Source organism: Flavobacterium sp. GNP010 (assembly GCF_056428945.1).
In genome coordinates this window covers 1-8513 of sequence record NZ_JBWJVK010000063.1, presented here as the reverse complement: position 1 = coordinate 8513, position 8513 = coordinate 1, and the positions used below count along the sequence as shown (strand labels likewise).

7 protein-coding genes are annotated in these 8513 nt (G+C 33.7%); all 7 read right to left on the bottom strand.

Going from position 1 to position 8513, the window contains the following annotated elements:
* Positions 1-1330 (bottom strand): DUF11 domain-containing protein (locus AC061C_RS14890; protein WP_478291824.1); only part of this gene is annotated, 1330 nt, incomplete at its 3' end.
* A gap of 746 nt (positions 1331-2076) precedes the next feature.
* Positions 2077-2793: a DsbA family oxidoreductase gene (locus AC061C_RS14885; RefSeq protein ID WP_458566415.1), complete on the bottom strand. Its 717-nt coding sequence runs from the start codon at positions 2791-2793 to the stop codon at positions 2077-2079.
* Between the two features lie 197 nt (positions 2794-2990).
* Positions 2991-4361, bottom strand: a complete 1371-nt coding sequence (locus AC061C_RS14880) for an NADH-quinone oxidoreductase subunit N (protein WP_478291823.1) — start codon at positions 4359-4361, stop codon at positions 2991-2993.
* Between the two features lie 69 nt (positions 4362-4430).
* Positions 4431-4799 (bottom strand): four helix bundle protein, encoded by a 369-nt coding sequence (locus AC061C_RS14875; protein WP_478291822.1) that lies wholly within the window; start codon positions 4797-4799, stop codon positions 4431-4433.
* Between the two features lie 59 nt (positions 4800-4858).
* Positions 4859-6298 carry a complex I subunit 4 family protein gene (locus tag AC061C_RS14870; protein WP_478291821.1) on the bottom strand — a complete coding sequence of 480 codons (1440 nt, stop codon included), beginning with the start codon at positions 6296-6298 and terminating at the stop codon, positions 4859-4861.
* A 9-nt stretch (positions 6299-6307) separates the two neighbouring features.
* Positions 6308-8194: an NADH-quinone oxidoreductase subunit L gene (nuoL, locus tag AC061C_RS14865; protein ID WP_478291820.1), complete on the bottom strand. Its 1887-nt coding sequence runs from the start codon at positions 8192-8194 to the stop codon at positions 6308-6310.
* 6 nt (positions 8195-8200) lie between these two features.
* Positions 8201-8512: an NADH-quinone oxidoreductase subunit NuoK gene (gene nuoK, locus AC061C_RS14860; RefSeq protein WP_478291819.1), complete on the bottom strand. Its 312-nt coding sequence runs from the start codon at positions 8510-8512 to the stop codon at positions 8201-8203.
* Position 8513 lies beyond the last annotated feature (1 nt).

Below are 8513 nucleotides of genomic sequence, written 5' to 3'. Positions count from 1 at the left end.
CTGTAGCTCCTGCTGTTGACGGAATACTTGCTGTGGTTACATCATTTGCTGTTGGGCGTATATTAGGAGTAACTGTTGATGTGTTGTTTCCTAGTGTTGGATCTGTTTCATTTCCAACAATGGTAGCCGTATTAGTGTAACTTCCAGTTGCATTTACTGTCGCTAATATTGACAAAGTTGCACTAGCACCATTTGCTAAATTACCTACTGACCATTGCCCCGTTCCACTTGAATAGGAACCCGGTGGTGTGGCACTAACAAAAGAATAACCAGATGGTAAAATATCTGTGACATTAACGCCTGTTGCTGCACCTGTCCCCAAATTATTAGCAGTTAAAGTAAAGGTAACATTACTGCCCACATTAGGTGTAGGGTTATCTACAGCTTTGCTAATTTGTAAATCAGTATTAGTCAACCCCTCTATTAAATTTAAAAATACTCCTGAATCAAGAGCAGCATCTCCAGCATCTGCAATAACTACCTTAAATGTATAGGTGCCACCGGGTGTCAAATTTTTAATGCTTCTTGTTATAAAAGTTGTTAAACCGTTAAACTCACTAAAAACAGGAAAAGGTCCTGGCTGTGGAGCCGTATTTTGTACATATTTACCTCCAGTGACCGTTGTACGGTGCCCGTTATTAATATACAAAGCAGACTGCGTACCATCATAAGCCGCAACGGGAGTTGCTGGGGATGAGAAACCAGGAACACCTGCATTTATTTTATTAATAGATGTAGGACTACCACTAGGAGTAGTAGCAAAGTTTTGAGTTCCTGTGATACCCGGTCCTGAAATGAAAAAACCAAAAGCATCATCAAAATTTGAACCAACATAATCTGGATATTCTTCTGAGCCAAAATGATACCCTATTTTTAAACCAGTAATTGATGGCCCTAAAGTAATCGTAAAAGTGTATGAAATTAAATCTCGGGTGGCTGTCGCATCAATTGTAGATAAATTTGGATCTGAAACCAATGCAGCTCCTGCTGGGTTTAAAGATCGTTGAACGGCGGTATTTCTATTAGCCAACTCAAATGGTGCGTTTCCAGTAGAAAAGTACGCACCGCTAGGAAATCCAAGTCCAGCACCAGCTTGTCCATTAGTAAATGTCGCAACTTGATTTGACCTTAAAGTAGCGGCAGTTGCACCACCCGACAAAGTACCACCAGCAATAACGATACCTGGTCCTTGTAGCGATAAATTAATTTGAGCATTAGTTGGATTAGTACCTGCAGTAACCTGCGCATTAATATTTAGCGTATATAAGAAACAAAATAAGAATAAAAATTTTATTATTCGAAGACTAAAAAAAGGTAATTGTTTACTCATAATTCACATTATTATATTTTATATCTGTTTGAACTGAACTTTAATCAAAAAACTTATAAAATTCTAAGGAAAAATATAAGGGATTATATAGTATTTAGAATTTAAGTTTTTAATCCCGTACGGATGAAAAATTACAAATCAACATCTTTTTTTCTTGATGACAATAAGACATCAATAATCAATTATTTTTATTTGCAAATCATTAATAAAATGTATTATGTACCTACGCCTGAAGCAAAATATTTAATATTTACGTTAAAAATATCTTAATGGTTTTATAAAAATTGTGAAATAAAATATATTTTTTAAATTTTATAATCATCACCCAAACTATTTGAACGATCCAAAACTTCGATACAAAATTGCACTTCGACTATCCTACTCCATAAAAAAACCTACTTTATAATCTCTAAAAATCAATTTTTACCTGCATCTAAAAAAGCAGAGGCAAACCTTATCTTACTAAATTATGACTAAAAGCTTTAACAAAAAAAAATTTTACGATAAATGTTGTAATTTATATCGATTAAAGACATTAAAGTATCGACGAAAGATATTCATTCTGTTTCAAGTCCTACAAATACTAAAATTGCGTAAGTTCAGACAATACCACTCTATAAAAGCATCATGTGTTTCAGATTACTATGTATAATTTAGTACTAACAGGGAAAACACATTTACTGATAATTCAAAAAAAAACCTATCTTAAAAGACAGGTTTTGTAATTTAACTAAACAAAAAAATTATTAATCACAACCATCTATTCCACAGCTGTCTCCATCGGTTGTATTCAATAATGTAACTTTCGAATCGAATTTGCCTTCTTCCCATACTTTTTCAAGCGTTTTTAAAAAAGTTTCTACATGTTGCGCACCCGAAACTGCATATTTATTATCGAAAACAAAGAAAGGAACACCTTGAACACCGATAGATTGTGCCTCATGAATATCAAGCTGCACTTCATTTGCATAAACATTAGAATGCAATACTTCATCGATGGATTCAGCACTCAGTCCTACTTCCAATCCCAATACTTTCAAAGTATCTAAATCATTTATATTCTTCCCATCCGTCAAATAGGCTTTGAACAATAATTCCTCTAAGTCATTTGCCAAATAATACTTTTTAGCCAAATGCAACAAGCGATGCGCATGCAATGAATTCGCCATAACTGCTTTTTCAAAATGGAAATCCAATCCTGAATTTTTAGCATTCTGCGTCATATCATCTAGCATTCCTTGAGCCCAATTGGTGTCTTTTCTATATTTTTCAGCTAAATGAGCTACTAAATTATCTTCCGGAGAAGCGACAAAACCAGCGTCCAACTGAAAACTTTTCCATTCGATTTCAACAGCATCTTTATGTTCGAAAAGCTGCAAGGCAGCTTCAATTCTTCTTTTTCCGATATAACAAAACGGACACATAATATCTGACCAGATCTGTATTTTTAATGTATTTGACATCTTACTTTGATAATTAAATTAAAACTATTTCAATGAGACAAAATTAATCAATTCAATTTTTAGCTTTTTGAGATACAGAATTTAAATATAGATATAGGAATAGAAAATATTTATTCTAATGAAGAAAAAAACCTTTAAAACTAAAAAACCATCAAAATTGCTCTTGATGGTTTTCTGTATATTTTTAAAATTTTTGCTTAAGCCAGTAAATCCAAAACTAAAGATGGGAACAACCCTAACGCAATATTCAACACAATTGCTACAATGGCAACAGCGTAAATAATAACTGGAGTTCCTTTTCGTTCTTCGTTTGGCTCCTTGGTGTACATCGCTAAAATCAACTTGAAGTAATAACCAACACTTATAATAGAGTTCACAACCGCTACGATTACTAAAGCTAAATAACCTGCTTGAATCGTTTGACTGAACAACACCAACTTAGCAAAGAATCCCGCAAAAATTGGAATACCAGCCATAGAAAGCAAAGCTGCCGTAAGAATGGCTGCTAACAATGGATTCGTTTTTCCTAAACCGTGGAAATTTACCACATCTTCATTATCTCTATTTTTACAAACGTATAAAATCACACTAAAAGCAGCAATTCCAGATAAAGAATAAGCAGCAGTATAATATAATAAACTTCCTGCCGATGTAGACAAACTCAATAAAGTCATCAACATAAAACCAGCGTGAGAAATACCTGAAAAAGCCAACATACGTTTCACATTTGTTTGTCTTAATGCCATAATATTACCAACGGTCATAGAAGCCATAGAAATAATCACAACTACCAATTTAAATGACTCAGAAACATCAGCATTCATTACTGATAATAATTTATAAAGTGTCGCAATTGCCACTACTTTAGCCAAAGTACTCATTAATGCAGTAGTTAATGCTGGAGAACCCTCATAAACGTCCGGTGCCCAAAAGTGAAATGGAACTGCCGCTACTTTAAACAACATTCCTATTGTAACCAATATAATTCCTATTGGGAACCACACTGGCAACTCTGCTGATTGTGATAATGCGCTAATTTCAATAACATCAAAACTACCCATGGCTCCGTAAATTAAACAGATACCAAACAGAATGATTCCAGATGCAAAAGATCCCATCAAGAAATACTTCATTCCTGCTTCATTACTTTTTAAATTCATACGATCACTTGCCGCAAGTATATAGAGCGCAATAGATAATACTTCGATCCCAAGAAAGAACATTGCTAAGTTTCCAAAAGAAACCATCGCAACAGCACCTGCTAATAAAAATACTTTTATGGCAATAAAATCTGAGATTTTAGATTGGTGATTTTCGTAAAAATTATGTCCTAAAGCCACCAAGAAAATGGTAAGTACGATAAACAAACAAGAGAATGAAGCTGAAAATTTACTTACAACAATCATGTTGTTGTAATAACTCTCCGTAGAATTAAATTCAGATATGGTTAAACCCAGCACTGCCAATAACCCAAGTATCGTTATTGGAACAATGGCTTTCCGTAAATTAAAAATTTCAAATAAAAGGCATAAAACACCTAATCCTATTATAGCTATTAATGTATTCATTTTTTGATTGTTTGATTTAGGATTTACGAATTAGGATTTAAAAACCGACTAATTCTTTATATCTGAAACCTAATTTTTTATATTATTTTTTTCTTTTATTGTTCTTATCCCTGCTGAGAAAATTGCTACCAATTCATCAGCTTCTTTTATTAATTTTTCAAGCTCAATTTTGTCACATTCTATTTCTAATCCTTTTATAAACTCCAACCAAAATAAACTTTCATCTGCTTCTTCATCTACTACTTTTAATTTATTTAAAAAATCAGCAGTAGATTTACCTCTACAAACTGCTCTATAATTAGCAGCTACTGATGAAGCCGATTTAAAAAGCTGGTATGAAACTACATCGACAGCTTTAGTTTTATTTAACCTCATTAAGAATTTAAAAACATCCAATGCAAATTGCTTCGTCCTATTTTTTAATTGCTCTTTAGTCATGATTAAAATCTTCCTTTTTACTCATCCAACAAAAAATCCTAAATCTCAAATCCTAAATCCTAATTTCTATGGATCACTTTAAGAATTTCTTCCAGACTTGGCGTAATCAAATCGGTAATTGGTTTTGGATACATCCCAAAAAAGAACAAAACACTAATTATAAGTACCAATGTTATTCCTTCATTGACAGTTACATCAGCAAAAGACTTTGTATTTGTTTCTCCCAACATGGCATGTTGAAACATTTTCAACATATAATACGCTCCTAAAATTATAGTGGTTCCTCCTAAAATGGCAAACCAAATATTAATTTGTGAAAGACTGTACAAAACGGTGAATTCTCCAATAAAGTTAAAAGTAGTTGGCAAAGCAACTGATGCTAATACCAAGATTAAAAACATCGAAGTGAATTTTGGTGATTGCGTACGAATACCACCCATTTCAGCAATAACTCTAGTTTCGTATCTTCTGAAGATAGTTTCAGCGGCATAAAACAATCCAACAACTACAAATCCGTGTGCAATCATTTGTAAAACTGCTCCACGCAATCCGTCTAATGTCAAAGTGTACGTTCCGGCTGCTATTAATCCAACGTGAGCCAAAGAAGAATACGCTAATAATTTCTTTAAATCTTTTTGTTTCAATGCTACAATAGAACCGTAAATAACACCTGCAATTCCAAGTCCAATGAAAATATACATATATTCTTTCGCTGCCAATGGCGCCAATGGTAATTGCCAACGAATAACACTATACAATCCCATTTTTAACATGATCCCAGATAAAAGCATGGTTCCAACTGTTGGCGCTTTTTGATACACATTTGCTTGCCACGTGTGAAAAGGAATTAATGGAATCTTAATCGCATACGCTAAGAAGAAAGCCAAGAATATCCATAATTGCTCGGTTGCTGTTAAGTTTAATTTGTATAAATCTTCTAATAAAAAACTTCCCGCTTTTTGATACAAATAAACAAAAGCAACTAACATAAATAAAGAACCTGCTAAGGTGTAGATAAAGAATTTAACTACTGCTTTTTTACGTTGATCTGTATCACCGTTACCCCAAATTAAAGCGATAAAATAAATCGGAATCAATGCTAATTCCCAGAAAATATAATACAAAAGACCATCTGATGCCAAGAATGTTCCTGCCATTGCAAACGACATAAACAAGATTAACGCATAAAATGATTTTGAATTTTTATAGTCATTCCCAAAAGAAGAAAATATAATTATTGGAGTCAAAACTGTGGTCAACAATAGCATAGCCATCGATAATCCGTCTACTTTTAGAGCAAAAGAAATATTAGGTTGTGTAATCCACTGATTGATGAAACTGATATTTTCACCTAAATTATAGTGATTTAATAATACAATAGAAGCGCCTGCAGCAGCTAACCCAAAAAACAAAGCCACTTTTGAAGCCAGTTTATCGCCTGCAAGAAAAGTTGCAAACGCACCAACCAAAAGTATAATTAATATTAAAGATACATTCATGATATATGATTATTGTTGAGCTAAAAATAAATAAGAAACAATGGCACAAAGCCCTAATACGAAAACAAAAAGATAAAGACCAATGCTTCCATTTTGTATTTTCTTTCCTTGGTAACTTATTTCGTTGGTAACTTTTCCGAATCCAAAAACTAAAGCTGATAAACCCGTTTCTACAGTGTCTCTGAAAAAACGAGACAAAAAATTAATCGGTTTAACAAAAACAGCATCATAAAATTCATCAACATAATATTTATTGTAAAGCACTTTAGAAAACCCTGTGATTTCAGCATCTTCAGAAGGAACTGTATTTTGTTTGATGTATTTGGCGTAAGCCATACCAATTCCTACTATTCCACCCACAACAGCAATAGCCATCAAGATATATTCTGTATTTCCTAAATGGTGTTCAGCGGTTGCTAATTTTGGTAAAATTGGAATCAAATAATGATTCAACCAACTGTTTCCAGGCAAACTAATCATACCTCCGATGGTAGCCAAAATTGCTAAAACAATCAAAGGAATCGTAATCAAAGAAGGACTTTCGTGCAAATGGTGTTTTTGTTCTGCGGTTCCTCTGAATTCTTGAAAAAACGTTAAGAACATTAAACGGAACATATAAAAAGCAGTCATTATAGAGGCAACAGAAGCCACAACCCATAACGGAATATTATGATGGAAAGCGACTAATAAGATTTCATCTTTCGAGAAAAAACCTGAGAATAATGGGACTCCTGAAATTGCTAAAGAAGCAATCAACATCGTTGCAAAAGTAATTGGCATTGCTTTTTTCAAGCCGCCCATATTGCGCATGTCTTGTTCTCCGTGTAAAGCATGAATAACAGAACCTGAACCCAAGAACAAACAAGCTTTGAAGAAAGCGTGTGTGATTACATGGAAAACAGCCACTTCATAAGCGCCTAAACCTAAAGCTAAGAACATTAATCCCAATTGAGAAACGGTAGAATAAGCCAATACTTTCTTGATATCATTTTGAACTAATCCAATCGTAGCAGCAACTAAAGCAGTAACGGCTCCAACTACAGCAATTATCGATTGCACATCTGGAGTCAAATCAAACAAGAAATTCAATCTGGTAATCATAAAAATTCCTGCAGTTACCATCGTAGCCGCGTGTATCAATGCTGAAACCGGTGTTGGACCTGCCATCGCATCTGGTAACCAAGTATACAATGGAATTTGTGCTGATTTACCACAAGCGCCGATGAATAAAGCGAAAGCAGCAACAGAAAGCCAATACATATCAAGATTTGTTGCACCGGCAATAGCCGTTTTTAAAGTAGCATAATCTAAAGTTGAGAATAAATTTCCAAGAATGAAAATTCCAACTAACAACCCTAAATCACCAATACGGTTCATGATGAACGCTTTCTTAGCAGCGTCATTGTACTCTTGGTTTTTATGCCAAAATCCAATTAACAAATACGAACAAAGACCTACGCCTTCCCAACCAATGAACAATACTAATAAGTTACTTCCGATTACTAATGTAATCATGAAGAATATAAACAGATTTAAATAGGCAAAGAATTTATGCATATTTTCATCATCGTGCATGTAACTTATGGAATACAAATGAATCAAAGATCCAATTCCAGTTACAAAAAGCAACCATAAAATAGACAATTGGTCCAATTGAAATCCAAAATCAACTTTGAAAGTACTGATTTGAATCCAGTCAAAAAGTGAAATACGAATTCCTTCCGGCTGCGCTGCAATTCCGCTAAAGAAATAAGCAGTTGCAATAAAAGAAACCAAAACTGAAAGCGTTCCGATTATTCCAGAAAGTGATTTTCCAAGGCTTTTACCAAAGAAAACATTGATTAAAAATCCTAAAAAAGGAGCAAGAACTAAAACTAAAGCTATATTGGTATTCATTTCCATTTATCCTTTTAAGTTTTTTAAATTATCGATTGTAATCGATCCTAAATTTCTAAAAATAGAAACTAATATTGCCAATCCAACCGCAACTTCTGCCGCGGCCACAGCCATCGAGAAAAACACAAAAACTTGTCCTTGCGCATCTTGGTGATAGGTCGAAAACGCTACAAACAATAAGTTTACTGCATTCAACATAATTTCAATTGACATAAATACGATAATAGCATTTCGTCTGTATAGCACCCCAAAAACGCCAATACAAAAAAGTATTACGCTCAGGAATATGTAATTTTCTATACCAATCTGGTTTAAAATA